This window comes from Bacillota bacterium, from assembly GCA_013178125.1.
Lineage (GTDB): Bacteria > Bacillota > SHA-98 > Ch115 > JABLXJ01 > JABLXL01.
In genome coordinates this window covers 34,235-60,908 of record JABLXJ010000042.1, presented here as the reverse complement: position 1 = coordinate 60,908, position 26,674 = coordinate 34,235, and the positions used below count along the sequence as shown (strand labels likewise).

Here is a 26,674-nt window from a genome sequence, read left to right as displayed (position 1 = left end):
ATAAAGATCGGGGAATAAATTGTCCTTGCCCTGTTCATAATATCCAGCGACGGATATATTAAACTCGTGGATCCTGGCTATGGGGTTCACGCACCTTGCGGGGAGATGGCAACTTGGCTGTCTCCCCATTAAAATTTGACTGATTGAATATCACAGATTGAAACCGCCAGACTCCAGATATTCTGCGCAAATCGGATGCCCCATATTCAAAGAAAATGACCAGAATACACAAAAAATAGATAAAAGAAAGTGAGATATAACACCCCCCCCCACATCCACTGCAACTACCTCTGATGCCATGGTTCTCGCCAAGCCCTGGCAAGAAGGAGACCCATAAACCCGCACCCCACCAGAGCCACATAATCCCCCGCCAGGGCACGCGCAAAATTCAAGCCATTCACCACACCCACACAGGCCACGGGCTCAACCATCCACTCATGCCACTTGGCCACATCATCAGGGAGCCTGTATATCCTTGTGGCAGGTAGGTTCATAAGTCGGACAAATTACCCTCCCTCAGATAGGGCTACCTTATCCCCACAGGCAAAACCGCGGACCTCACTCCCAACCTCCGTTATGACGCCGACCCCTTCATGCCCCGCTATAAAAGGATAGGATCTCTCTTCCTTGCCTGAGAAAGTAAAGATATCCCCCATGCATATTCCGCAGGCCTTTACCTCTACCTGTACCTCAAAAGGCCCCGGCGCTCCCACCTCCACCTGCCGGACGCCAACACACCTCGGACCGAGAAACCAGATGGCATCGATCTTCATTTCGCTACAGCCTCCCCCGGAAAACGCTTCTGACTCAAATGGTAATTATTCAACCAAAGACCTTACTTCCCCTTCTTAATGGAGGTCTCCTGTCGCATCAATCCTCCCGATAAAACCAGCCAAGCCCGACCCGGACCACCCGAAGGCGATTGAGGCCACCGACCCTGGTATCGCCTGCACAGTAGCCCAGGAGAATGGTATCGTCCACGAAGGCAATGAGGGTATAGCAATAACAGCCATCGGGGTCGCTTTCTATGAGCTTGTGGTTCCTCCAGCTCCTTCCCTCATTAGAGGATATGGCCGCTACAAGAGGTGTTCTCTTTCCAGTTATGTATGAAAAACGGCCCGAATGGTCGTTGTATATGCAAAGAAGGTCTCCGGTTGAGGGGATCCTCTTTATGCTCGCGGGCGAAAGAGGGGACACGAGACTGGAAGGCCCGGGCCTGCTCCAGGTAAGCCCCCCGTCGCAGGAATAGGAAACATACTGCGAGCCGAGGTCCGTCCTGCTCCACATCATGAGTGAGCCGTCCTTAAGCTCAATAATCCCCGGTTCCTGGAGCCCAGAGTTGCTCTCCTCTGGAGCCGAAAGTTCGGTTTCGCTCCTGCGCCAGGTCTTGCCCCCATCGTCCGAGAAGAAGCACATGGATATGCCACGGTGGCTCCAGGTTTCCCTGGTCTTATCTGGACACCGATGGTAGGCTACAGGCACGATGATCCTGCCGTTTGCAAGCTTAACCACCCGGTCGTTGTTTACGACAAAATAGCCCTCTTGAGGGGTACAGCAGATCTTCTCTCCCCAGCTTGCCCCCTCGTCACCTGATTCCCTGAGGAAAAGTCGCAAGTCTCCCCAGGAGTTTTTGATGGCATAGAATAGGCCCAATCTACCGGAATCGAGCCTGAGGAAGCTCACGCTCATGACATTCTGGCTGCCTTCGTTCTCGAGGATGATGATATCCTCTTTATCCCAGCTCCTCCCCCTGTCATTTGAATACCTCCCTGCGATATACGCCGGGGCGTCATCGGAAGCCCCTCCGTAGAAATGGGTGTATGCCAGAAGAAGCCTCCCGTCCCCAAGTTCGATGATGGCTCCCTCCGAATTCCTGGGATTGCCCTCGCTCGGCTCAAGCTCGAGCACCTTCTCTATCGCCCCTTTGGGATCCATTAGCCCATTTCCCTCCTTCCGCCATCCTCAAACCGGAGGCCAACAGAGAGGCAACTTGTGGTCCCCTGTGGGCCTCCGTGGATATGCTTGGAGCCCCTTAATCTTGCTTTATGAAGTACTGCTCCGGGTAGGTGTAACCGATGCTGCGGACCGCATCCATCACGGCCTTCTCTGGGAAATTCCTGAAGTTGTTCTTCACGAGAAAGATATAGGGACGCCTTCCCCCGCCAGCCCCGATTATCCACAGGTTCTTTGCGTGGAGTTCCATTATCGCCTTCCCGAGCTTTATCCTCTCCTTGGGGTCAGGGGTTGACTTATAGGCCTCCCAGAGCTCGATTACTTTCATGGCGTCCCCTTCGGGCTTCTCGCCTGCCTTCCCCTCGGACGCATACCAGCGAGCCCACTCTGAAGCCCAGGCAGTCCACCCTGTCATGGTAAAGGCACTCGGCCCTACCAGCAGTGGATGGGTGGAAAAGCCCTGGGTGACCACATCGAACTCGTTCGCATTGACTCGCGTGTTCCACAGGGTGGCCTCCACGGTCTGAACTTCGGTCTTTACGCCAACCTTTTCCCAGTAGTCCTTGACCATCTCGGCCACGTCGATCCACTCAAGAGGGTGCCTTGCCAGGATGGTGATGCTAAGGGGCTTCCCATCGGGTCTTAGGCGCCACTTCTTGTTCGCATCCCACTTGAGCCCCATCTCATCAAGGATCCGCCCTGCCTCTTTGGGGTCGTACTGGGCATAGGCCCTGGCAAATTTCTCGTCATAGAACGGCGATTCAGGGGTGATTGTCGGGGTACAAGGCTCGCAAATCCCAAGGTAGACGATCTCATTTATGGCTTCCCTGTCTATCGCCAATGACAGAGCTCGCCGGAATCTCACATCCCTGAAGATCTTGCGCAGGACCGGGTCCTTGTGCGTCTGATTTAGCATCATCGTAGGCTCACCCGGATATGTCCCCGGCCAGGTTATGACCCTGTAGCCACCCTTCTTGGCATTTTCCATATAGAGGGTATAGTCTCCGAGCCTGTGGCCGACTTCCTGCATCTCGGCCTCACCAGACATGGCCTTGAGCATGGCCAGATCCCAATTCTGAACGTAATCCATGCTTATCCTATCGATGTAGGGGAGCTGGTTTCCGGCTGTATCAACCTTCCAGTAGTAGGGGTTCCTTTCGGCCGTCACCTTGTTGGCTCCCCAGGCGTTTTTGAGCTGCCAGGCGAAGATCGTCGGCCGCTCAGGGGTGGTGAACATATCGTTCTTGGCCATGAAAAGCTGCCACCAGCCCTGAAATCCTTCGGCTTTGGCCTTCTCTGAGAGCTTCTCAACCGAAACGTAATTCGGGTGGAACTGCTTCAGGTAGTGCTTGGGGGCGAAGATCACTCCGTAGGTTGCGAGGTTCTCCAGGATTAGAGGATACGGCTTGGCGAATTCGAGCTTCACCGCATAATCATTCAGCTTTTCGATCTTCATGACCTCACCGCCTAAGATCATCCAGGAGGGGATCTGAGGGGTAATCTCCTTGTTCAGGATTATATCCCTGTACCAGAAGGCTATATCGTCGGCAGTAAAGGGCTGGCCATCCGACCATTTCACCCCCTTACGGAGCCTAAGCACAAGGCTCTTCGCGTCTCGTGAGAACTCCCAGCTTTCGGCCAAGTTAGGTTCGACGCTCACGCCGTCTAACCCCCAGCGGACAATGGGGTCATAGACCAGCATATTAAAGACTATCGTCCCGATGCCTGCGCCAATGTGGTATCTCCGCCAGACGCCGCCATACTGGCCGACCTCTTCAACAGGTTTTACAACCGCGGGTTTCTCCGGAAGTCGCTTCTCCACCGGAGGAAGCTTCCCCTGCTTTACGAGCTCTGAAAGCATCGGGGCCTCACGGTAGCCCTGGCCTGCAAGGGCCGTGCTCGGGGTCAACGCGAAAATCAGACCGATGGCTAGAATGATGGCCATAGAGGACCTTTTGAAACCCATCATCATGAACCGCCTCCCTTTTAGCTACATCTCAGCTACCCAGGTATCCATTAGATTCCGTGGCACTAAGCCTTTATGTCCTTGGAACTCCCACCCCCCAGCAAAACGGATTCTCCACCCGCCTCTGGCAGACGTCCCAATATCCCCCCGTAACGCGCAAGGTGTCTTTCCATGACTCTAAGCGCCCTGGCCTGGTCCCTCTCGCATATCGCCTGGTAGATCTCGAGGTGCTCCTCAAGCGTGAGCTCAAACCTGTCACCGAAATCAAGGTCTAGCTCAGGCAGGGCTTTGAAGAATTCGGAGAGTACCCCCCTAAAGCCCACGAGGACCTGATTCTTCGCCGCCCTTAAGATAGCCTCATGGAAGGCGAGCTCCTCATCGAGGTAACTTTCGAGCCTTTTTGCCTTCTTCTTCATCCGCTCCGTGCTTCGGGCCATGGCAGCAAGGTCATCAGCGGTCGCACGCTCCACAGCAAGCTTCAAGATGTCCATCTCGATGATCCTACGGGCCTCCACAAGCTCGCGGAACTTCGGTTTATCCTGCAACAGGCGAAAGGAAACCTGTTCAATCAGGGGCCCTAACTCCAGCCGCTTTACCGTTATCCCTTCCTTGGGCCTCACGCGTACTAGTTGAAAGGTCTGAAGGAGCTTTATCCCTTCCCGGATCGAGGTACGACTTACGCCCAGGATCTCCGCGAGTTCCCGCTCCGGAGGCAGGCGGTCACCTGGGTTGAGGTTATTGTTTATGATATATGTCTTTATCTCCTCAGCCACACGCTCGTAGAGGTTATCCTTCCTTAAACGCCTGAGCATCCCCAGCCACCACCTGAGATCTCAAGAATCAATGCCTGTTAAAGAAGATAGTCCTTCAGCCTATCCACGCAACTCCTCACCCGTGCCTTTCCCTCTTCGCTCATGGGCCTGAAGGGGAGGGTGGTCGGGCTGCTTATTATCCCGAGGTATGCGAGGGCTTCCTTATGGCCCCGGAGCCAGTCGCTCCTGTCACTCCCATAGATTCCGTGAAAGAGCTCCATTAAGGTGAATTGCAATTCCATCGCCTCATTGGGATGCCCGAGCCTGGCTTCCTCGTAGATCCGCTTCACGAGCTTCCCAGCAAGCGACCCTATCCCCGGGACGACCCCATCGGCTCCACATAGGACTGAAGGAGCTATGCTCCACTCGTTTCCCTGAAGCACGCTGAAGGGCTTGTTACAACGGGCCTTAATCAAAAGGCTTTCGACGAAATACGCGAAGTCTCCCGTGGAGTCCTTGGTCCCTATGATCTTCGGATGGGAGCAAAGCCGCGCCAGGGTCTCAAGGGGTATCGTATTCCCGGCAAGTCCAGGATTGTTGTAGATGACCACCGGGATATCAAGCCTTTCAGCGATCCCCACGAAGTAGCCTTCAATCTCCGCCCCGGAAAGCCCTCTGAAAAACGAGGGTTGCATCGGGACTACAGCGTCAACCCCAAGTTCCTGTAACTTGAAGCTATTCTCGAGAGCCCTCGGGAATGAGATATCCCCCGCCCCGGCGAGCACAGGGCACCTCCCCCTCACCTCATCCAGGACAATCTCCACAAGCCGGGTCTTCTCCGAGTTCTGGAGTGCCATACCCTCTCCCATGGTCCCTAGAAGAAATAACCCGTCCGCCCCGGCGTTCAGAATGAAATCCACAAGCCTCCTGGTAGAAGCCTCGTCCACCTTCCCATTACGGTCCAGGGGGGTCACCATGGGCGGGATTACACCCCCAAGTTTAAGCATCTTTCTTCACCTCTGCCATGACGTGTCTATGAAAGAAAGCCCTAACTCCTGTTACGTCTGACTATGAGCCTGCAGACGCCCTTATCTGGGTCTAGGAGCTCCATCCTGAAGCTGTAACCATATCTCTCGATTATGGGCTCATAGAGGGCCTCGCAGTGGGCGCAGTAGGAGTCGCACTTCTCAACGCCGCTTCTGTTCAGAAGGTCCACGGAAGGACATTGTTTCATATCGATGAGGAAGGTATCATCCGTGACAGTCATCTCATAATCAGCCGCTTCCTCCTCGAGGGTATGCCTCCAGTAGGCCTCCATCCCCCTTATCCCATCACGGGAAACGAGTTCCTCGAGGTTTAGAAGGTATTTCTGGGAAATGTTACGCCAGAAGTCATCCAATGCCGGCTGGCCGCCCAGTTCCTTGAGGAACTTAAAGATCTCGTTGTAGGCGAGAATGAACTCCGTACACGAAATCATATCTCATACACCACCATTCACATACCAAGGTACCTGTCCTCAAACATTGGAGGGAAGCTTAAACGGGACTTATTCCTCCTGCTTCCAGAATCTTTGGACACAGCTTCCGGCCTCCTGATTATAGGAGCAGGAGGCCTTATAACCTGCCCTGTGGCAGACCTCCTCGTTTATCACGCGCGTGTGTTCACAGAAATCCTCGGCGATGGGGTAGCCGTTGTCCTTCATATGGGAGATTGCAGGGCAGCGCTTTACCTCGAGGACGAGAGTTTCCCCCTGGTAGGAGAGCTCAAAGTCCGCCCCTTCAATGCCAAAGATCCTCCGCCAGTGTTCCTCAAGCGCAAGAAGACCCTCCTCCCGGAGCGCCCTGGAAAGCCCGAAATAACAATTTCTTGCGACCTGCTTCCAGTAACTCTTGAGGGCATCCATCCCATATTGGTCCTTGAGATACTGGAAACCACAACTCAAAGCACCGTGAAAATCCTTATGAAGATAGACCCTCATAGACTCTCTTCCTTTCGCACGGTCTCTTGCCCGTGCCAAGATGAGCCATTTAATACTAAGATATTATGGTATGACTAAAGCTACATAAGTTATTATTTCGACATCTATTGTAGAATTCCTTCTCAATGGATTCACAAGAGGTAGTTTTTCTGCTCCGGGCCGAGGTCAGGCCTAAAGTAGGCATATAACTTCCTCTAATAGATGGGGCAGGCAAATCTGACGTAGAGTTGGTGGGATTCGGGGTCTTCCTTATAGTCGATCACCCCGTCGACCCAGTTGAAGCGCTCGACCAGGGGCTTGCATACCTCATTGACCAGCCCAGGCTGACCCCCTGTCTCTGCGTAGAGCTTCTCCTTCACCTCCTCTTTTTTGGAATTCATCCCCCTCTTCGGAGGCTGGCAAAGAGAGTTTGACGGCGCGGTTGAAGGCGGGGTCTTGTAGGAGATCCTCCAGGCTCCCGCCTTCAATCTATTAATCTAAAGCGTCATCGCTGACCAATACTCTGGCCCGTTCCTTCCCCAGGTAGGCTTCCAGATCAGGCAGCATGATAAGCCTGCGCGCTCCGACCTTCATGCTCGATAGCCTCCCCCGGCTCATTTCCCTGTATATGGTCGTCCGACTCACTCCCAAAAGCTCGGCGACCTCTTCGGGCGACAGCGCCTTCTTCTTCATGTGTCTCCCCCCTCAGGCTATCCGCAGGGCCGGGGACTCTGCCTCAAATGTTTCGCCTTGAAAGCTTTGCCGCAGGATCCCCCGGTATTTCGGGTTCTGAAGGATATACCGGACTGTAGCAGCATACCACCTTCCTCCCCGTTTGGTGGGCACGCCTTCTTTGTTCAGCTCAGCCGCTATTTCTTCCAGGGTCGCCCCGGCCTCCCTCATGGCAAAGATTTTCGCCACAATCTACGCCTGCGTCGGGTCTACCTCCAAATGCCCCTCTCTTGCCCTGTACCCTAGCGGTGGCTCCCCGACCGCGTAACCGCCTTGCCGCGCCTTCTGTTTCATTCCCCCCATAGTGCGCTCGCGAATCGTGTTTCGCTCGAACTCGGCGAAGGTGCCCAGCATGGAAAGAAAAGCCTTGCCGCTGGCCGTGCTGGTGTTGAAGTCCTCGGTCGCACTCACGAAAGCAACACCGCGGGGGGTCAGTTCGTCTTCTATCAGCACCAGAAGGTCTTTAAGCTTGCGGGAAAGGCGGTCAGCCTTGTAGGTGAGGACTGCGTCCACTGCTCCCGCTCTGACAGCTTCCAACAAAGCGGTTAAGCCAGGCCGATCCGTGTCGCCTCCTGAATATCCCGGGTCTTCATACCACGTTACTTTAGTCCAGCCCCGAAACTGGCAGTAGGCCAAAAGCTTGTCCCGCTGCTCCTCAAGGCCGAAGCCCTTCGCCTGCTCCTCCGTGCTCACCCGCAGGTATGCTGCTACGCGCATTGCGTTCGCCTCCGAATCTGTTCCCTGCTCCACCTACATTATCCTATATGACTCTTGCTATATCAATACGTTTGTCGATTCCTGATACTCCTTGTTATACAAACTAAAGGATGCGGTCACCCGTCGTTATTGTCTATGTGCCCATTGGTCCTCGAGTAGAGCTTGCATATCCTACCTGTGAACTCGAAAACCGTGATCTCCCGGTCAGCCTATACCACTTAGTCTTACTCGTCTTGCTGGGCATATCATGGTCCGGTTCGCTAGATTGTATATAAACCCTTCATTAATCCAGAATGCCGAGTGGACCCTCTAGAGCAGGGGCGCGGAAATCTGTAAATCGAAGAATTTCCTGCTTGCGCCGCCTGACATAGGCCGTTTTCTGTGATCGCAGAACAGCTTACCCTGCTTTATAGTAGATGCAGTGCATACGTAGATAACCTCAACAAATCTAAGGTTGGTCAAGATACTGGCAGCCACTGTCAACGCCGCTCGGGAAATGTAATTAATCACCGCCCAGAAAATGCTATTTTTCACCGGCAGAAAATGCACTTTTTCACCGGGGAGAATTGTAATTTTTCATCGCTCGGGCTAATCTAATCCCCCTCACCGTTTCCCTTGGGCTGGTTTTGAACAGTTTTGAGGCAAATCCCAGGGTGGCGACCCCTTAATATTGCGGGTTTCAGGGCTTAAAGGGTAGGTATTTTTCAAAATTCTGTAGTATAATGTAAGTGCCATGTACTTGAGGCCGTTGACTTTTCCCACTAGCTACCAGATATTCTGGCTGGCAATGGTTATAACGGAACTATTTACATGTAGACTGCGCCTATAAACTCTACCTATCATAAGACAAGATAAGCCATATCTCCATTGACCTCGAGGTCTACCCTGATCGCGCGGGCCATCTCCCGGTCAGAATAGCCCAGAATCCTTTGCAGAATCAGAGCAAGGCTGAGAAGCGCCGGAGATACACTATCGCGGCCCTTGTTCAGGTTATAGAATGAGCTAAAATCCCCGTCTTTTACAAGAGGGAGGATGAGCTCCCTGAAGGCATAGAACAAGCTATCCTTCTTGACTATACCGAAGGTAGTAAGCAGTTTCTCATATGCTGACATCGTGATACTCCGCAGTCCGATCACCAGATATCCACTCCTAGAATAGAGGTTTTTATGGAGATATGGCTTATCTTGTCTTATGATAGGTAGAGTTTATAGGCGCAGTCTACATGTAAATAGTTCCGTTATAACCATTGCCAGCCAGAATATCTGGTAGCTAGTGGGAAAAGTCAACGGCCTCCATGATAGTTACTTGACTGCAAGATTGCACAATGCAATCCCGCTTCGGCAGGTCTATTCTCCTTCCCCCTCAGAACCGCCCTAGCTATCTCTCATAGCCATCAGAACAACTCCAGCCCCCCGCCATGGCGAAAAAAGACTACCCGACCGCCCCGATCACTGTCTTCATCTCACCTCCGTGCACCGCCCCCGCGTCTTTTCCCAGCTACTTTCAATGCTTCAGGCCATTCGGAGCAGATTGAGACTTCTGCATAAATGTGGTAGACTAAAACTAGAACCAGGTCGGGAGGGTTTAATTTGCCGGAGCAGACAGGACAGAAATACGATGTAACCATCAAGGATTTATTCTCAGGCAGCGAGGAGGCATTAATAGAATATTTCAGCGGCATAGCCTTAGAGGATGCCGAACCCCTTAATGTAGAATTCAAACGCCTTGAAGCAAGGTCATCTGACCTGGTGGTAAGGGGGTCAACAGTAACAGGGCCGGTTATTTGCCACATAGAGTTCCAGACAACGGATGACTCGAAGATGCATTTAAGAATGCTACGTTATGCGACCGAAATATGTGACTTATACGGGGATTTCCCGTATCAGGTTTTACTCTACCTTGGGTCTTCCCCACCCCGCATGAAGAACAGCTTGTCATATCACAGGGGTGAACTCGGCAGGCTCGATTATCAGTACAAATTACTGGATATCGGTTCATTAACGCGAAATTCCCTTAAGGCATCAGGAATACCTGAATTATATGCGCTTTTACCTCTTGCCGAGAGGGAAAGCCGCAAAAAAGAACCCGACAGGTTTTTGAGGGAATGCGTAAACGATATCGTAAATAGCCCTCTTATGAGCCTTCAAGAAAGGCAGGAAACCCTTGTACGGGCGGAGATATTCGCGGGTCTCGCATTTGGGAGGACAATTATCCAGAAAATCTTCAGGGAGGTCGGAAACATGTTTGATATCAAGCAGTCTACGGGATATCAGTTAATCAGAGAGGAATGCATTCAAGAAGGCATAGAGAAAGGCATAGAGAAAGGTATAGAGAAAGGTATAGAGAAAGGTAAAAGGGAAGCCCTTTCTGAGATGACCTTGCGGCAACTCCGTAGGAAATTCAAAAAACTCCCACCCGAATACCTTGAGAAAATCAAATCTCAGGATGTGCTCACCCTTGAAACGATCGCCGAGAACATATTCGAGATCGAGAAGCTGGAAGACCTCGACCAGTACCTATCTTGATATTGCACCATAAACAAGTGCAGACCCCGGAGCGACCCGGGGTTTTCATTTCACAGCGTACATTTCGCACCCCTCAGGGGTGTAGGGGGACATTTTCTGGGGTCTCCTGTGAGATTGAACAGCTACAAGAGAATCTGACCATAGCAGCTAAGGAGATACAGGCGAAGGAATTTGCGTGTAGACCAGATGCCAGCGCGGCTGCAGAAGAGTTCGATCCAACGCTTATTAGGGGTTCATAGGGTGCGAAGGCCTTTATTACCCATCGGAATGATCCATTCGGAGGCACGGATGATGAATTCTTACGAGGGTTTCATCAGAGGAGAGGCCCGAGTGCTATGGTGTTTATAGCTTTTCCGACTAAATTAATTTTCCGCAGTAAGGGGGAGGAACGTCGGTTAAGTGAACTATAAAGAAGTTAGTTAAAGGAGAAAGAAAAAATGGTGGAGACGATGGGAGTCGAACCCACGACCTCTTGAATGCCATTCAAGCGCTCTCCCAACTGAGCTACGTCCCCAACCCTGACAGTCTTTTTTTGTCTGCTATATGAGGCTTTCGCCATCACGATGTCTATTATAGAAGATTAATAGGTCGATGTCAACTCATTTATTCGCCGCTTCGCCGCTTCGCCGCTTTACCATCTCTTGGCCACCCTGCCGCCTTCTACTTACCAGCGCTCGCCTGCAGCGCCTGCTGGGCCGCACGCGCCTGTTCCCGGCCCTCGGGGTATTCCGCCGCCCACACGGGGTCGGCCACCCGCCCGTAAGCCTCGGCGTAGTTGTCGAGGGCATCCGCCAGCTTCGTCACCACCGTGTCTGCCCCCTCGTGCGTCGGGTGCGCCCCGGTCTCCCGCACAACCTCCCTCAATATGTGCGGGTTGTCAATGATCATGCACGGGCGGAGGTGATTCTTGTTGAAGGGCTGCCTCTTTTGAATCGCCGCAAAGAACGGCGACCTTAGCGCGTCAAGGAGCGTCTTGTCCTTGATGTTGTCCACGGCGAAATGCGTGAATACGCAGGGTTCTATATCCCCATTCGAGTTGATATGGAGGTATGACCTGCCGCCGGCGATGCACCCACCGACAAACGGCCCGTCATTCCAGAAGTCGGCCACAAATACTGGTTTATAGGTCCGGAAATAATTGACCCTCTCCCTGAGCCTGTTGCGCTGCTCAGGGGTTGGCATGAGCTCGGGATCCGCATCCTTGCCCACCGGCACGAACGTGAAGTACCAACCATAGACCGCTCCCTTCGATATGAGCATATCCATGAATTCATCGCTCGTTATCGTGTCAATGTTGTTGCGCGTCGCCGTCACCGAGAACGCGAAGACGGCCCCCTCGGACCTCAGGTTGTCCATAGCCTCCATGATGCGAGCGAAAACGCCCTTCCCCCTACGCGCATCCGTCTCCGCCTCGAACCCCTCGACGCTTATGGCTGGAGTCACATTGCCAAGCTCTACTATCTTCTTGGCAACCGCTTTATCTATCAGTGTCCCATTCGTGTAGATCATGAATACAACGTCATCATGTTTCTTGTATATATCAAAGAGGTCCTCTCTAATGAAGGGCTCCCCGCCGCTTACTGTGATGAAGTGGATGCCCATCTTCTTGGCCTCGGTGATTATGCGGTCTATCGTCTCGAAATCCAGGCCCTCCTGCTTTTCATAGTTTCCTGCATAGCATCCGATGCAGCGCAGGTTGCATCTCATCGTCGGGCTGATGACCACCAGGAATGGGACGTGCACGTTCTCCCTGGCTTGGAAGTCCATTCGTTCCTTCTGCCCCAGGAGCAAGGCATTTATAAAGAAGTTGACAATGCCCTTGTTCCGGCAGTTGGGGTGCATCTCTCGCAGCGCCCTGACAACCATCTGGGTGGTCGGGTGGGACGGGTTCTCGAGGACCCTTCTGATGCCCGCTGCCTGTCTCCTGTAGCTATCGGTAAAGGCGATCTTCTCGCCTATGCGAAACAACGTAACAAGATTCTTCTCAGGGTTATGAGCAATGAGGTTCAGCATCTGCTCCATAATCTGCGTTGCAAGATACTTCTTCATGAGGTTGTATGTACCCATTCAAGTCTCCCTCCCGGTCTTCTTTCATCCTGGGCGAATCATAAGCGAAACATGAAATAACGTGAAATATAGAAGACAAAAGGCCGACGTTCAGGTTTCACCAGAGCTAACTCGATGAGCCTCTCTACTTCCCTCACCTCCAGCATGAGGGCTCTTTACCGGGCATGATGCCCCAAAAGACCCAAAAGATTATTCTATTTATTTATTTCAACTTCTCATAGGCACGGATATAAACCAATTTCGCGGGGAGATAAGTTCATGGCAAATCCACGTTTCAAAATAGATATATTCCCCTCTAGAGTCGTCCAGAACGGATTATTGAAATAAGAAGCCACATACCCAGTGCTGCGGCAATCCCCAGCCCCAGCTCGGCCAGGGGGAGCTTGCCGATGATCGAACCTGTACCCGTCGACCGCTGGGCGACCAGCGCCGAACCGACCAGGATCCCGGCAACTACTATGCTGAAGGACAAGCGGTTGAAAGCACTGGTCAACTTCGATATAGCTCGTTCCAATTCCCTGTATTCGTGCTTTAGCTTCAATTCTCCTTCTTGCATCAAACTAAGCACGCTAATGATTTTCTCCGGCAATATCCTAAGGTCACCGAGATAACCCACGAGACCACGGACAAAGGATTTCGCGAGCGCCTCGGGCGCATACTTCTCGCGGAGGAGCTGCCTCCCCAGGGGCTCGGCTATCTCCATCGGCGATACAGAGGGGTCGAGCTGGTCGACGATCCCTTCAAGGGTCACAAGGCATTTCACCAGGAGGGCGAGATTGCTCGGCATCCTGATCCTGTACCTGAAGGCTAAATCCATAGTGGATTCAATAACCTCTCCGACGTTGATCTTATTGAGCGGCGTATCATAATACTTCTGCAGGATATCCTGGATTTCCAGCTCGAGCTGCTTCACGTCGATGCCGGGGCTGACGGCGCCGAGGTCAAGCATAGCCCTGACAACGTCTGAAGCCCTCCGGCCAACGATAGCGAGCAAGAAGTTAATCGCCTTATCCCTGGTCTCCTCGTCGAGGCGCCCAACCATGCCGAAGTCCACGAATGCAAGCGTCCCATCGCCGACCACGGTGATATTTCCGGGGTGAGGATCCGCATGAAAGAACCCATCAATGATGATCTGCTTAAACATGGACCGTGCCAGATTCTCGGCTATTTTACGCCTATCCCAGCCCCTTACATCGATCCCCTGCAGGTCGTTGACCTTGATTCCGCGTATATACTCGAGGGTGAGCACTCTCCGGCTCGTAAACTCCCAGAAAACCCTCGGGATGCGAACAGACGGGTCATTGGCGAAGTTTCGTGCGAACACGTCAGCGTTATGTGCCTCGGTGGTGTAATCCAGCTCCCTTCGAAGCGTATCAGCAAATTCCCTCACAATGATAGAGGGCTTGTACAATTCGGCCCACGCGAAACGCCCCTCAGCCAGCTGGGCGATGTCCTCTAATATCTCCAGGTCCAACTGCACTGTTCTCTCAATGCCCGGCCTCTGGACCTTGATGGCGACCTCCTCGCCGGTCGTCAAAATGGCCCTGTGAACCTGGCCTATGGAGGCGGCTGCTATTGGTTCCGGGTCAAAGAACGTAAACAGGTCTTCAACCTTTGACCCGAGCTCGCTTGCGATCACGGTAGCGATTTCAGCATAGCTGATAGGTGAAACCTCGTCCTGCAGTTTCATCAGCTCGGTCACGAGGCTCCTGGGGACCACATCGGGTCGCGTGCTGAGAAGCTGGCCGAGCTTGATGAACGTGGGACCGAGATCCTCGGCAACGAGCCTTACCCTCTCCCACCCGGCCTTTTCGCCAGCGCCGGGGCCTCCCGCTCCTCCTTCCCTCTCGAGGGCCTTTCGCCTGAGAGCCCTTCTAGGGATAGAGAAGATGACCACCCCACCCAGCCGGTCCACCACAAAGCCAAAGCCGTGTTTCACAAGGACGTTGGCTATCTGCCTCGCCCGGCCAAGATGTCTCGCGCTCCTGAGAAGGTAGAAGTGCAATAGCCTTACGCTCCCTCTCGCGTGGCATTGAGTTTCCGCTCGAGCTGTTCAATATCCTTCTTTGTGGCCAGGCCTGCCATGTCGGCCAGCCGGTCGACGCCGTTGAACACCGCCTTCCGAATATCTCTTCGCCCTTCCTCCCCCTTTCTTATGAGGTCATCCACGATACGCTTGGCACCGGCGCAAGAGCTATCCCCGTGCTTCATCAGATCGTCTACCAGCTTCTCACAGGCCTCTTTTGCCGCAAGGCAAACTCCGATACCTAGATTCAAAACCTTATTGACGGGGTCGTCCACATAAGGCACCTCCTTTTATCAGTCATTATTTCAGTCATTATTATTGTGAATACTATGAGCTATCTTCACTGCCAGCATTATCAGCATCATTAACTACTCAACGCTATCACTGCTGCAAGACTAACTAGCACCAAGCGCCTCCCTGGCGAAATCAAGCAAGAGCTTGCGTTCCTCGGAGCTGATCTGGGAGACGTACCTCTGATACCTCCCAAGGTACGGGCTCAAGCGCCTTGCCAGATCGAGGTTACCTGTTGCCTTCAATGCGGTTATCCCGAGGACCGTGCCAGCAAGCAAGCTCAACCCGAGCTCGGGCTCCTGGGCCATGGATAAGAGTTTGGCTACAGTGCCGACATCGCCTACGCTCACAACCTTGATGCATACAACAAGCATGCCGATGATGTGCGCGCAAAACATCAGGGGCAGATCTAGCTCCATCTTCGCCAGATCCTCGCCCAATCTATCTATAGCCTTCGCAGGTCCTGACCTGCGGAGGTCATCCAGGAGCCTCAAGACGGTTTCTTTTATATGACCCCAATCATCATCAAGCTTGCCGGCATCAGGCGTTGAATTCGTCTCCACAAAAATCCGGGCCTTTTTCGTTGGAACAAAAACCACCATCGACCGGCCGGGGGCCCGCTCATAGGAGTTGACTACGTATTCTGCCCTAACGTAACCCTGTTTCTCGAGCTCCTTCAACATATCGTAGGCTGTCCACTTGCTGACACCGAGGGCCCTGGCAAGCATAGCATAGTGGACAGGTTCGCGGGTTTCATCATAGACCTTCTTTACCTCTAGGAGAAACTCCTTCCGGCGTCTTGTTAAAGACATAAATAAACCTGCCTCCCAAGAGACCCAAAAGCTCAAAGCGCCTTTACTTAAAGCATCTTTATTTACTATCAAATACCAAATCTGCTATCACCATTTTACGTCCATATAGAATGTACGTCAAGCCACGCCAGCCGAGATTGCGTCATGTATCCAGGCCTACCGCCTTTGCCCCTCTCCACAGTCGCTCGAGGTCGTAGAATTCCCTCTCTTCTTGACGAAAAACATGGACGACGGTGTGGCCGTAGTCGAGCAAAATCCACCCGGCCTCGGCTAAACCCTCCCTGTGCAGCAATCTAGCGCCGCTCTCTTCGAGCTCCTCAACTATAGCTTCGGCTATGGCATTGAGGTGAACAGAGGACGTGCCGCTCACTATAACGAAGTAGTCTGCCACCTGGGTCAACCCCTGGACGTCGAGGATAACGGGGTTGTATGCCTTCTTATCGTTTGCGGCCATGGCAGCCAGACTGGCAACCTGTAAGGGGTCTTTCCCCATCCGACTTATCACCACCTATTACTATTACCTGATGTATTAGATGAATTAGCTATATTAATCACCGGAGCCATCCGGGTTACCCACCTATAAGATCATTCGAAAATACTGGTCAGCTCCCCGGCCCTGCCCCTCATTTCGGTTATGAAGAAATTGCGGGCATCTACAGTGCGAGGATGAATAAGACCCCCCCTCCGGATGACATACGCGATCGTCTGGTTAGTAGCCACAATAAGGGCCCGGCCAAAATCCTCCATGGCAAGACGCCTGAGCTTTCCGGCGCCTGCGTATGAGCGCCCGGGCTCGATATAGTCCGCAAGGTAGATTATCTTATCCAGCAAGGACATCCCACTATCCCCCGTGGTATGAAGCCGGATCGCACTCAGGATTTCCTCGTCATCGATGCCAAACTCCACCCTCGCCAGTTCTGCGCCCACCGGCGCATGCAGCAGAGCCGGCTCTCCAAGCTCGATCTCATCTGCAACTATACGAAATCTCTCAACCATTTCAATAAGGGTATCATGAGATAAGTCCCGGGCACAATCATGCACCAGCCCGGCAATACTGGCCTTTTGCCTGTCGGACCCGTGGAGCCTCGCAAGTTTAACCGCTGTAGTCTGGACACCAAGGCAATGTATCAACCTGCGCCTCGATATCATCTTCTCGAGGCGCCGTTTTATCTCATCTTCCGAAAGCAACCAGGCACACCTCTCACATCTTTTAAAGGGATGACAACCTCCCATTACCATTACCGGCCAGCCCGGGCCTCCCCGCCCCGGGGCCCCCAAGATGTCCCAGCCAACCGTCAACCCCAGCGGGGTGCGCCCCCGGCAAGTAAGGGAGGTTGCCCTCTATCACCTGTCATAACGCGAAGCCCTCGCCAGGACCCATCCAGAACCGGGTTGTTAAATCCTGGCCTGGCGCGGTCTCGCCTCGTTGACAACTATCGTCCTGCCGTCGATCTGAGACCCGTTCATCTCCCGGATGACCTTCTCGGCATCCAGGTCATCAACTTCGACAAACCCAAATCCCCTGGAGCGTCCCGTCTCCCTGTCGACGATCACCCTGCTGTTGATAACCTCGGCGTGGGCGGAAAAGGCCCTTGCCAAGTCGTCATCGGTAACCTTCCATGGTAGATTGCCAACATAAAGAGTCTTTGTCACTGGCTCCCCCCCTTTCTCAGCCAAAGAATGAAAATTCGAGGTCCTGGCGGGAACCTCGAATCCTGGCTCTTCCGCACATTATCCGGTTCGAACTGCAGGTCAGGAAGTGAACAGTGTGGGTATCCCCGACTTGAACAGGACGCAACGCAGTAGAACCACGGAATCCAAGGAAACGCAGACCTTACAAGAGCGTATAACACAAAAGCCGTATAACCTAGCCCGGCCATTATAGCTCTGGCCATGATATTTCCTAACATAAGATAAGACCCGGCACGGCTGTGAGGTATTGATACATTTATGTATATGTAGAGTCGTCACCCGGGTAATGCTAGTTTATGTAAGACACCGGGCTTCTATTCTCCATATAACTCTCCAATAATATAACTCTCCCGCGCCTAGCGCAATACTCATAATTATAATCGCATAGTAATTATATCATAATAACTGGTATATTGAAAGTTCAAAAAAGGGCAACTTTGGCTTCATTCCCAGCATTTACACCCTTTTATACAACCTCATCTTCATGATATAGTTTTCTACACTCTCTGGGAGGAGATAGCGGATGGGGCGACCCTCCTTCACCCGCCTCCTTATATCCGTCGACGAGATGGCCAGAGCCGGCACCTCAAGTGTATAAACCCTGTTGGGGGACCGGCTTTGGAGCTCGCGCACCCCTGCCTGTATCCTGGATAACCCATAGCCGGGCCTGGTGGCAGCTATAAAGCTACAGAGTTTGAGAAGCTCATTCGCATCCTTCCAGGTAAGTATCTCGAGGGTGGCATCGGCCCCGGTGATGAAGAAAAGCCTGGCATCCTCCCCATATTTCCCCCTGAAGGCCCGCACCGTATCGATCGTATACGAAGGCCCTTCCCGTTCGATCTCAATCGATGAGACCTCGAAATAGGGGTTTGTCGCCACAGCGAGCGAGGTCATGATATACCTATCCCTCGGCAAGGAAACCTCATACCCCTTCTTGTGCGGCGGCTGGCCGGATGGGACGAAGACGACCACATCAAGCTTGAATTCGCACCTGGCAGCCTCAGCCGTCACAAGGTGCCCGTAGTGGATCGGATCAAATGTGCCCCCCATGATGCCGACGCTCGTATCTCCCTTCCCCTTGTCTTCTCCCCCACCACTCATTTACCCCGCATCACCTCTTCAATCTTATTACCCGTCGCATCAACTGGCTTCCCTTCATCCGGCTCCTGGCGTCCGGCCTCCAGCAGCCTGGCCACACCGTAAAGAAAGTCCCTCAAGCCCTCCCCCGTGAGAGCTGAAACCCCGTAAACCTCAAATCCCCTGCCGGTACAATACCCCCTCACTCTCTCAAAGGCTTCGGCCGCCCCGGGCATATCAAGCTTGTTTCCCACGACCACCATCGGCCGCTTGAGCAGCTCGGGGTCGTGCAGCACGAGCTCGTTATTTACAACATTGAAATCCTCTACCGGGTCGCGACCGGATGGGCACGAAAGGTCAAGCACATGAGCGAGGACCCTGGTGCGCTCAACATGCCGCAAGAACTCATGTCCGAGGCCCGCCCCTTTATGCGCGCCGCTGATCAGTCCGGGCATATCCGCGACGACAAAGCTTCTCCCATCCTCAAGCGCCACGACACCGAGATTGGGCACGAGCGTTGTAAAGGGGTAATCAGCTATCTTGGGCCTGGCGGCGGAGATCCTGGAAATGATGGTGGACTTCCCGGCATTCGGCAATCCAACAAGGCCTACATCGGCAAGGAGCTTCAACTCCAAGAAGAACCATCTCTCCTCGCCCGGCTCCCCTTCCTCGGCCATCCTAGGAGCTCTGCGGGTAGACGTGACAAACCTGGCATTGCCCCTCCCGCCGCGCCCTCCCCGGGCCACGACGGCGCTATCGCCCGCTGCGACGAGGTCGGCCAGCACCTCGCCCGTCCCGGCATCCCGGATAACCGTGCCCGGCGGGATCTTAATGACAAGATCGTCTCCATCCCGGCCGCTCATCCTGGACCCCATCCCGCGCTGGCCCCGCTCTGCCTTGTAATGGCGCTTATATTTGAAGTCCATCAACGTCGCGAGCCCCGGGTCGACAAGGAGGATAACATCTCCCCCGGCACCTCCATCGCCACCGTCAGGTCCACCTCGCGGAACATGCTTCTCACGCCTGAAACTCACGCACCCCGGGCCGCCATCGCCCGCCTTGACATAGATCTTAGCGGTATCGATAAACATAATCATACCACTCCGGCCATACGGTATAGGTATACGGCTATAGTATTCTGCTATAGTATGCGGCTATAGGCTACAGACTATAGGCTATAGTATGCCTCAATATAAAAACATCCCCGCGACCGCCGCCGCAGACCCATCGCGAACGGGGGATCGAGGGGACTGTTGGTGCGCTGGTGTCCGGGTAATGCAATGCCCGCCAGGGTGATGTCCGGGGGCAGGAGAGATCGCGAAATCACGCAACAACCGTTTCGCTGGGGTAGACACTCACCTTTTTTGAGTCCCTGCCGCTTCTCTCAAATCTGACGTAGCCATCTATCCTGGAAAACAAGGTATCGTCCTTGCCGAGCCCGACATTCATTCCTGGCTGGATCTTCGTGCCGCGCTGGCGCACCAGTATGCTCCCGGCCGTTACAAACTGGCCGCCATACCTCTTTACCCCAAGGCGCTTCGACCGGCTATCTCGCCCGTTCCTGGAGCTTCCCACTCCCTTTTTATGAGCCATGGATGTCACCACCTTATCCTTGATGAATTCGATGAATTCCCTCTGATTCTATGATTTCTTCGCCTTATTACAGGATTTCTGTGCGCTTTGTCATGGCTTCTATGGCTTCTGGTTCCTCTTGATCGGCTTCTGGTTCCTCTCGATCTAGCCAGCTGGATCTACCCAGTTACCATCAGGCCGGGCCCTCGATCTTCTCGATGCGCAGCTCCGTAAAAGGCTGCCTGTGTCCATAGCGCCTGCGATAGTTCTTCTTCGCCTTATACTTGAATACCAGGATCTTCTTTGCCCGGCCGTGATCCAGGACCCTGGCGGCGACCTTCGCGTTTTCAAGGACCGGCTTTCCGACCATAACCCTCGCCTCGCCATTGTCGCCCTGATCGCTTACAAGGAGGACTTTATCCAGCTCAATTGACTCGCCGACAGGGGCGTCGAGCTTTTCTACCCTGATGATATCGCCCTCCTGGACTCTGTACTGCTTTCCACCCGTCTCGATTACTGCATACATGATAGGGTGCCCCCTGAATCTCAGACTCGCCGGAGAAGGGCACGCACATATTGGTGCGTTTCTCTCGAAGTGGAGCCCTCACCGTGCGGCAAGCAGGCAGGCCCCGGGAGATTGAAGCTCGCGGGCCGCCTGCACGCTCCATATTTTAACACAGGCATCCCCGGGCTGTCAAGACGCCGGCGACGCCTGCGGCGCTTGCGATGCTTGCGACGCTGACGGTGTCGCCGGCTCCGTGGCGCAAAGCCGCGCCCTGGCGTAAGTCCTGAAGACCTTCGTAATCTCAACCCTTATGCGCTTACCAACCATCTTGCCACCGCCATCTATGTCTATTATATACCCCTCAATGCGGGCTATGCCGTCGTTGGCATTGGTGGCATGCGGCTCCTCCACCTCCACATCGATCACGTCGCCGGCGCTCACAGGAAGCGCCTTCCGCTCTATCTCACCCCGCGTCCCCAAGGCGATTACATCAATCTCCTCCGTATGGAGATCCAGGCTCCCCTTCACAAATATGGATTTCCCCGTCTCTTCTTCGATCCTCGCGAGATTGCTGCCCCCGATCCCGATAACCAGGGAGGCCACCGATGGGTGGACGGCGATGAGCATGGCCTCCGCATCCGTCTCCCGCCCGATCCTCTTTATCTCTCGCTCGACCTTGAGCGCAAGCGTCTCCTCGGAGAGAATCCGCCCCCTGCCGTCGCAGTAAGGGCATGAACGCTGCAGGAGGTCTATGAGGCCCTGTTTCGTCTTCTTGCGGGTCATCTCAACAAGCCCGAGGTGGGTGAATCCCAGGACCGTGGCCTTCGTCTTATCCTTCTTCAGCTCATCCTCGAGACGCTGGATGACCTTTTGCCTGTCGCTCTCGGACTCCATATCTATAAAGTCGATGACTATTATCCCGCCTATATTCCTCAGCCTGAGCTGGTGGGCTATCTCAGCCGCGGCGTCGAGATTGGTCTTGAGGACTGTATCAGCAAGATTAGTGCTCCCGATGAAGCGCCCGGTATTCACATCGATGCTGGTAAGAGCCTCAGTCTGGTCGAATATGAGATAGCCGCCGCAGTCGAGCCATACCTTACGCCTCAAGGCCTTCTCGATCTCTTCCTCGATCCCGTAGTAATCGAAAACCTCCTCCCTCTTCTTGAAGAGCTCAACGCGATCAATGAGGTGAGGTGAGATGAGATTCAAGAGCTCTATCGCCTTGTTGTACTCATCGACGTCATCTATGACGAAGTGATCGACATCCTCTGTAAAAAGATCGCGTATGAACCTGTATATGAGGTCGTAATCCTGGTGAAGGAGCACTGGAGCCCTGAGCCTTCGAGCCCGGGCCTGTATCTTCCTCCACAGTTTCACCAGGAACCCGACTTCCTGGGCCAGGTCCTTTTCGTCCCTGCCCTCTGCGACAGTCCGGATGATCAGACCCATCCCGCGCGGCCTGACAGCCTGGGCTATCCGTTTCAGGCGCGCCCTCTCCTCCTCGCTCTCTATACGGCGCGACACCCCGACCCACTCAACAGTCGGCATCAATACCACATACCTGCCGGGGAGGGTTACCTGCGTGACCACTCTCGCCCCTTTCGTGCCTATTGGCTCCTTGGTTATCTGGACTATTATCTCCTGGTTCTCCCTCACGACATCCTCGATTGACCGCCCGCGCAGGGGAGGGAGATCCTCCAGGTCAGCATCCTTGCCATTGCGAACAGATACCGCATCCTCCACGTAGAGAAATGCGTTTCGCTCGAGCCCTATATTCACAAAGGCGGCTTGCATTCCAGGTAAGACATTCTCAACGCGCCCCTTGTATATATTCCCGACATATCTCTGGTTATTTGGCCTTTCTATCTGAATCTCCACGAGCTTGCCGTTTTCGAGCACAGCGGCGCGAGTCTCGGCGTTTTCAACGTTTACAATGATTTCCTTCGACACACTATGCACATTATCATTCCTCCCAATAAGTCCCCTGTGGGGAAGACATATCACCCTCGCATTCCATGGGCGAGAAAAGGCGCCCATCCTTAGACACATAAAGCCCCGTGCGTATGATGGAGGCCGGCTCCATCCCCCGGGCGATCCCACCGTACATGGCTATAACAGATAGAATCTCATCCGGCCGCGCCGCAGCCCCGCCTCCGCCCCCAATCCTCACGAGCATATCCAGCGCGATGCCGCCGCCCGGTGCGATACCGTCCCTCTCCTCCGGCGTGATACCGCTATCCCCGGCCGCGCCGCCGGCAACCCTGGCGACCCGCAAGCCAAGGAGGGACGGGCGTATATCAACGTCATGCTCCTTCACTCCGACTTCGCGCCCTCCCGGCCTTCCTGGCCCTCCCAGGCCTTCCGCCTCCACCGACCCCTCTAGGTGCTCCAGGGGCTCCAGTCGCCTCGGACGCTCCGGGCCGCGCTCCCCCGACCTGCGAACGATCAAGCTGCGCGCCCCGAGAATCTCCTTGATGGCGCGCTCCAGCGCCCCAGGCCCGCGCTCCGTGGCGACGATGCTACCTGCCCCGAGGAGCAGCCTATAAGATGCCGCCACAATCGCCACAGAAAGGGGCCTCCAATCCGCCGGGATACTGCGAGATTCGAGGATCGAAAGCCCTGCAGGCAAAGCCGAATTCATCCTCGACAGGAACTCCCCAGCGCCCAGGCAGTCCAGGAGCTCAAAATCCGCAAATTCCGCCACGCTTGCTATGCCGACCGCCAGGGCCGGCCCGAAGGATATCCTCGCGTGCGGGTGAAAGCCCTCCGAATAAGCGATAGGAATCTTCGCCCTCCTCACGGCGCGGTCGATCGCCCTGATATAATCGAGATGGGAGATATACCGAATAGAATCCCCCTTCTCGAGCCTCGCCCTGATCCGCTCCCTCGCTCCCACTGAGGCCTCACCCTCCCGCTCTTTTTGCCTTCCTGCCATGCGCCTTACTAATATGTTCCTGCCATGCGCCTTCCTGCTATGCGCCGCGCAACGCAGAGATCAGGGCACACGCCACAATCCTCGCACCGGCCCACCCTGCAGTCCGGCGTCGTTATGCCCGCCCTGGCCCTCTCATTCTCCCGAATAAGAAATCCCTTGCTCACCCCTGTGCTGATATGATCCCATGGGAGGACCTCATCATAGGGTCGCTCCCTGTTAGCGTAGAAAGCCGGGTCCAGGCCGGCTTCGCGGAAGGCCTGGAGCCACAGATCGAACCTGAACTCCTCGGACCAGCCATCAAGCCTGCACCCGAGTTCCCAGGCCCGCACCAGGACCTCGCCCAGGCGCCTGTCGCCCCGGGAAAACACAGCCTCGAGGAAGCTCGTGCGCGCATCATGCCAGCTGAAGGACAACCCCCTGCCCCTCAGGTTGCGCTTCAGGTAGTCCTGCTTCTCCTCCAGTTCCTCGATCGCCGGCTGGCCATGCCACTGGAATGGCGTGTGGACCTTGGGAACAAACGAGGAGGCGCTCACGCTCACCTTCACCGGGCGGCCCTCCCTGCGCTCCTTGAGCACATCTCTCCCTATATACAGGACCTTTTTTGAGATATCTACTATGCCGTCGAGGTCCTCCTCCGTCTCCGTGGGCAGGCCGACCATGAAGTAAAGCTTGACTGAGGACCAGCCGGACCTGAATGCCGCGGTTACTGCATTGATGAGGTCTTCCTCGGTGACGCCCTTATTGATCACGTCGCGCAGCCTCTGGGTGCCCGCCTCCGGCGCAAAGGTGATGCTCGACTTGCGCACCCTGTCCCTGCCTGCATCCCTGGCCAGGTCGACCGAGAACGAGTCAACGCGCAGCGAGGGGAGGGAAACGCTCACCCCCCGGTTGTGGTAGCGTTCGTCAAGGTCCCGCAGGAGCTCAGCGATCATGGAATAGTCCATCGTGCTCAGGGACATGAGCGATATCTCGTCGTAACCAGTGCTTTCCACCAGCCTGTCTGCAAGCTCCCGCAGCCTCTCGGGGCTCCGCTCCCTCACCGGCCTGTAGATCATGCCAGCCTGGCAGAAGCGGCACCCGCGCGTGCAGCCCCTGAACACCTCGAGCGAGATCCGGTCATGGACGGTTTCCAGGAAAGGAACCACGAGCTCCCCGGGGAAGGCGGCCAGGTCCAGATCCTTTACAACGCGTTTTTGCACAACCGGTGGTATACCCCGGACCCTGGGCTCCACCTTTGCAACTGTTCCATTTGCATGATATGTTACCTCATAGAGGGATGGAACATAAACCCCGGGTATATCCGCCATAGCCCGGATCAAATCGCGGCGGTTCCTGCCCCTGCTCCTGCCTTCCTTGTAGGCGTCGATGATCTCGCCGATGACCTCTTCCCCCTCGCCTATCACAAAGAAGTCAAATATATCGGCCAGGGGCTCGGGGTTATAGGCGCAGGGCCCGCCCGCTATGATGAGCGGGTCGCCGTCGCGCCTCCCGGAGGCCTTGATCGGCAGGCCCGAGAGGTCGAGCATATTCAGGATATTTGTATAGCTCATCTCATACTGGAGGGTAAACCCGATTATATCGAACTCCCGGGCAGGTACAAGGGATTCCAGGGCATAGAGCGGGAGTCCTCTCTCCCTCATCTCCCGCTCCATGTCCACCCAGGGAGCAAAGACCCTCTCGGCCAGGGTGTCATCGCGCCTGTTCAGGATGTGATAGAGAATCCTCAAGCCCAGGTGAGACATGCCGATATCATAAACATCGGGAAACGCCAGAAGGACCTTGACAAACCCGCCCCTGTGGTCCTTATGCACGGCATTCAGCTCGTTATCAAGGTAGCGCGCCGGCCTGACAACACGATTCAGGATCCCACGTAATGCTGAGGCATCAAGCGGTGTGCTTGCTTTACTGGCTCCACTGGTACCTGGTGCGGCATTGATCCTGACGCCTGAGATATTACTACATGCGATATTACTGCATGCCGGAATCCCGGTTTCTGGGATCCCAGCGCCCATCTCCTGGTCGAGCACTTAGATAGCACGTCCTCTCCTTATCGTACGCCGGCCTGACGGGCGGGTCACCTCTATCCCGCCAGGCAGGAAGGTGCACATTGGGTGGCGCGGGGACGCGGCATTCACCCTAATTAGTAGTATAGGCATTTAACGTCCAATATACAATGCCCCTGACCGCCCCTAGACCGCTATTTCTTCACCCTGAGCAGGGTGCTGACGGGGGCATCAATCCCATACTCTACCAGTCCATCTATTATGTCATCTTCCGTAAGCGTCCCCACAGCGCCCCATCTCTCATCTAGCACAACAACACGGTGGTACTTCCCGGGCAGGAAATGTCTCATGATATCCTTCAGCGGCACATCCCCCACGGCGACCAGGTCATGAACAGGCATCACCCCCCTTGACCTGAGATCCGACTTCCTCCGGGCAAGCTGGCGCATGATTACATAGGCCACAGTCGCTTTCTCCCTTGCGGCCGAGAGATAAAGGAAGACCGCGAGCACCGCCACGATTATGTTACAGCGACCGAGGTAGGCGCCCACCGCTCCGCCGGCGGCCATGAGAAGCGCGAGCGTCCTGCCAAGGGTGATAGTAAAATCGGTCGCACCCTTGTAGCCCATTCGCCTGACGAGGATGGCGCGAAAAATCCTCCCGCCGTCGAGGGGGAGCACCGGCAGCAGGTTGAAGATGCCCATGGCCAGGTTTCCCTGGATGATGAAGGACGCGAGGCCCGGGTCGAGCTCCCCATCGCGTCCTAAAATGGACACGATCATGGCAAGAATAAGGTTATTGGCGGGGCCTGCGACGGCCACCCTGGCCTCGATGGCGGGGTCGAGCTCAATTAAATCTTCAAACCTGGCGACGCCGCCCACGGGAAGAAGCTCAATCTCCCTAACTTTCAGCCCGAGTCCGGCTGCGACTATGACATGGGTTATCTCATGGAAGAGGACTAGCGAGAAGAGTATAATAGTCTCGGGGAGGAGGCCGAGGAAGCCATAGGTAACTAGAAGCAGCAGGAAGAAATTATTCAGGATGATGCGGACGCCGAAGGCCTTAGCGAGCACCATCGCCCTATCTGCCCGG

The 26,674-nt window shown here is 54.7% G+C and carries 29 protein-coding genes and 1 tRNA gene; 1 reads left to right on the top strand and 29 read right to left on the bottom strand.

Annotation, left to right across the window (positions count from 1 at the left end; all coding sequences use genetic code 11):
* Positions 1-284 precede the first annotated feature (284 nt).
* The 13 genes from HPY71_15425 to HPY71_15365 form a co-directional block, all read right to left on the bottom strand.
* Positions 285-494: a hypothetical protein gene (locus HPY71_15425; protein NPV54881.1), complete on the bottom strand. Its 210-nt coding sequence runs from the start codon at positions 492-494 to the stop codon at positions 285-287.
* A 12-nt stretch (positions 495-506) separates the two neighbouring features.
* Positions 507-773: an alcohol dehydrogenase catalytic domain-containing protein gene (locus HPY71_15420; protein NPV54880.1), complete on the bottom strand. Its 267-nt coding sequence runs from the start codon at positions 771-773 to the stop codon at positions 507-509.
* A 97-nt stretch (positions 774-870) separates the two neighbouring features.
* A complete protein-coding gene (locus tag HPY71_15415) occupies positions 871-1,935 on the bottom strand; it encodes an exo-alpha-sialidase (protein NPV54879.1) in 1,065 nt (354 codons plus the stop codon).
* Positions 1,936-2,032: 97 nt separating this feature from the next.
* Positions 2,033-3,922, bottom strand: a complete 1,890-nt coding sequence (locus HPY71_15410) for an ABC transporter substrate-binding protein (protein NPV54878.1) — start codon at positions 3,920-3,922, stop codon at positions 2,033-2,035.
* A gap of 62 nt (positions 3,923-3,984) precedes the next feature.
* Entirely contained in the window at positions 3,985-4,731 is a 747-nt protein-coding gene (locus HPY71_15405; GenBank protein NPV54877.1) for a FadR family transcriptional regulator, read from the bottom strand.
* 38 nt (positions 4,732-4,769) lie between these two features.
* Positions 4,770-5,678, bottom strand: a complete 909-nt coding sequence (locus HPY71_15400; protein NPV54876.1) for a dihydrodipicolinate synthase family protein — start codon at positions 5,676-5,678, stop codon at positions 4,770-4,772.
* Between the two features lie 41 nt (positions 5,679-5,719).
* Positions 5,720-6,148 carry a hypothetical protein gene (locus HPY71_15395; GenBank protein NPV54875.1) on the bottom strand — a complete coding sequence of 143 codons (429 nt, stop codon included), beginning with the start codon at positions 6,146-6,148 and terminating at the stop codon, positions 5,720-5,722.
* A 69-nt stretch (positions 6,149-6,217) separates the two neighbouring features.
* Entirely contained in the window at positions 6,218-6,649 is a 432-nt protein-coding gene (locus HPY71_15390; protein ID NPV54874.1) for a hypothetical protein, read from the bottom strand.
* Positions 6,650-6,843: 194 nt separating this feature from the next.
* Positions 6,844-7,029, bottom strand: a complete 186-nt coding sequence (locus tag HPY71_15385; protein ID NPV54873.1) for a hypothetical protein — start codon at positions 7,027-7,029, stop codon at positions 6,844-6,846.
* Positions 7,030-7,120: 91 nt separating this feature from the next.
* Positions 7,121-7,321 carry a helix-turn-helix domain-containing protein gene (locus HPY71_15380; GenBank protein NPV54872.1) on the bottom strand — a complete coding sequence of 67 codons (201 nt, stop codon included), beginning with the start codon at positions 7,319-7,321 and terminating at the stop codon, positions 7,121-7,123.
* Positions 7,322-7,333: 12 nt separating this feature from the next.
* The gene (locus HPY71_15375; GenBank protein NPV54871.1) at positions 7,334-7,549 is read right to left on the bottom strand and encodes a hypothetical protein; all 216 of its coding nucleotides are present in this window, start codon (positions 7,547-7,549) and stop codon (positions 7,334-7,336) included.
* 3 nt (positions 7,550-7,552) lie between these two features.
* Positions 7,553-8,077 (bottom strand): recombinase family protein, encoded by a 525-nt coding sequence (locus tag HPY71_15370; protein ID NPV54870.1) that lies wholly within the window; start codon positions 8,075-8,077, stop codon positions 7,553-7,555.
* An 839-nt stretch (positions 8,078-8,916) separates the two neighbouring features.
* Entirely contained in the window at positions 8,917-9,213 is a 297-nt protein-coding gene (locus tag HPY71_15365; protein ID NPV54869.1) for a hypothetical protein, read from the bottom strand.
* 453 nt (positions 9,214-9,666) lie between these two features.
* Here HPY71_15365 and HPY71_15360 point away from each other — a divergent pair, with 453 nt between their 5' ends.
* The gene (locus HPY71_15360) at positions 9,667-10,602 is read left to right on the top strand and encodes a DUF4351 domain-containing protein (protein NPV54868.1); all 936 of its coding nucleotides are present in this window, start codon (positions 9,667-9,669) and stop codon (positions 10,600-10,602) included.
* A 438-nt stretch (positions 10,603-11,040) separates the two neighbouring features.
* Here HPY71_15360 and HPY71_15355 read toward each other — a convergent pair.
* The 16 genes from HPY71_15355 to HPY71_15280 all read right to left on the bottom strand — a co-directional run bounded on the left by HPY71_15355 (position 11,041) and on the right by HPY71_15280 (position 26,658).
* Positions 11,041-11,116: transfer RNA gene (locus tag HPY71_15355), tRNA-Ala, on the bottom strand.
* A 146-nt stretch (positions 11,117-11,262) separates the two neighbouring features.
* A complete protein-coding gene (locus HPY71_15350) occupies positions 11,263-12,669 on the bottom strand; it encodes a radical SAM protein (protein ID NPV54867.1) in 1,407 nt (468 codons plus the stop codon).
* 295 nt (positions 12,670-12,964) lie between these two features.
* Entirely contained in the window at positions 12,965-14,674 is a 1,710-nt protein-coding gene (locus HPY71_15345; GenBank protein ID NPV54866.1) for an AarF/ABC1/UbiB kinase family protein, read from the bottom strand.
* A gap of 5 nt (positions 14,675-14,679) precedes the next feature.
* Complete coding sequence (locus HPY71_15340; protein ID NPV54865.1) at positions 14,680-14,970, bottom strand: hypothetical protein; 291 nt, start codon at positions 14,968-14,970, stop codon at positions 14,680-14,682.
* A gap of 120 nt (positions 14,971-15,090) precedes the next feature.
* Positions 15,091-15,798 (bottom strand): hypothetical protein, encoded by a 708-nt coding sequence (locus tag HPY71_15335; protein NPV54864.1) that lies wholly within the window; start codon positions 15,796-15,798, stop codon positions 15,091-15,093.
* A 142-nt stretch (positions 15,799-15,940) separates the two neighbouring features.
* Positions 15,941-16,291, bottom strand: a complete 351-nt coding sequence (gene rsfS / locus HPY71_15330; protein ID NPV54863.1) for a ribosome silencing factor — start codon at positions 16,289-16,291, stop codon at positions 15,941-15,943.
* A 92-nt stretch (positions 16,292-16,383) separates the two neighbouring features.
* A complete protein-coding gene (locus tag HPY71_15325) occupies positions 16,384-17,031 on the bottom strand; it encodes an HD domain-containing protein (protein ID NPV54862.1) in 648 nt (215 codons plus the stop codon).
* 162 nt (positions 17,032-17,193) lie between these two features.
* The gene (locus HPY71_15320) at positions 17,194-17,451 is read right to left on the bottom strand and encodes an RNA-binding protein (protein NPV54861.1); all 258 of its coding nucleotides are present in this window, start codon (positions 17,449-17,451) and stop codon (positions 17,194-17,196) included.
* A gap of 495 nt (positions 17,452-17,946) precedes the next feature.
* On the bottom strand, positions 17,947-18,591 hold the full coding sequence (locus HPY71_15315) for a nicotinate-nucleotide adenylyltransferase (protein ID NPV54860.1): 645 nt from the start codon (positions 18,589-18,591) through the stop codon (positions 17,947-17,949).
* Complete coding sequence (obgE, locus tag HPY71_15310; protein ID NPV54859.1) at positions 18,588-19,658, bottom strand: GTPase ObgE; 1,071 nt, start codon at positions 19,656-19,658, stop codon at positions 18,588-18,590. Before obgE ends, HPY71_15315 begins: the two co-directional genes overlap by 4 nt.
* A gap of 232 nt (positions 19,659-19,890) precedes the next feature.
* Entirely contained in the window at positions 19,891-20,160 is a 270-nt protein-coding gene (gene rpmA, locus HPY71_15305) for a 50S ribosomal protein L27 (GenBank protein NPV54858.1), read from the bottom strand.
* A 172-nt stretch (positions 20,161-20,332) separates the two neighbouring features.
* A complete protein-coding gene (gene rplU / locus HPY71_15300) occupies positions 20,333-20,665 on the bottom strand; it encodes a 50S ribosomal protein L21 (protein ID NPV54857.1) in 333 nt (110 codons plus the stop codon).
* Between the two features lie 168 nt (positions 20,666-20,833).
* Positions 20,834-22,594 (bottom strand): Rne/Rng family ribonuclease, encoded by a 1,761-nt coding sequence (locus HPY71_15295; protein ID NPV54856.1) that lies wholly within the window; start codon positions 22,592-22,594, stop codon positions 20,834-20,836.
* A 13-nt stretch (positions 22,595-22,607) separates the two neighbouring features.
* Positions 22,608-23,540: a DUF2344 domain-containing protein gene (locus HPY71_15290; GenBank protein ID NPV54855.1), complete on the bottom strand. Its 933-nt coding sequence runs from the start codon at positions 23,538-23,540 to the stop codon at positions 22,608-22,610.
* 47 nt (positions 23,541-23,587) lie between these two features.
* Positions 23,588-25,591 carry a TIGR03960 family B12-binding radical SAM protein gene (locus HPY71_15285; protein NPV54854.1) on the bottom strand — a complete coding sequence of 668 codons (2,004 nt, stop codon included), beginning with the start codon at positions 25,589-25,591 and terminating at the stop codon, positions 23,588-23,590.
* 185 nt (positions 25,592-25,776) lie between these two features.
* Positions 25,777-26,658 carry a peptidase M50 gene (locus HPY71_15280; protein NPV54853.1) on the bottom strand — a complete coding sequence of 294 codons (882 nt, stop codon included), beginning with the start codon at positions 26,656-26,658 and terminating at the stop codon, positions 25,777-25,779.
* Positions 26,659-26,674: the final 16 nt, after the last annotated feature.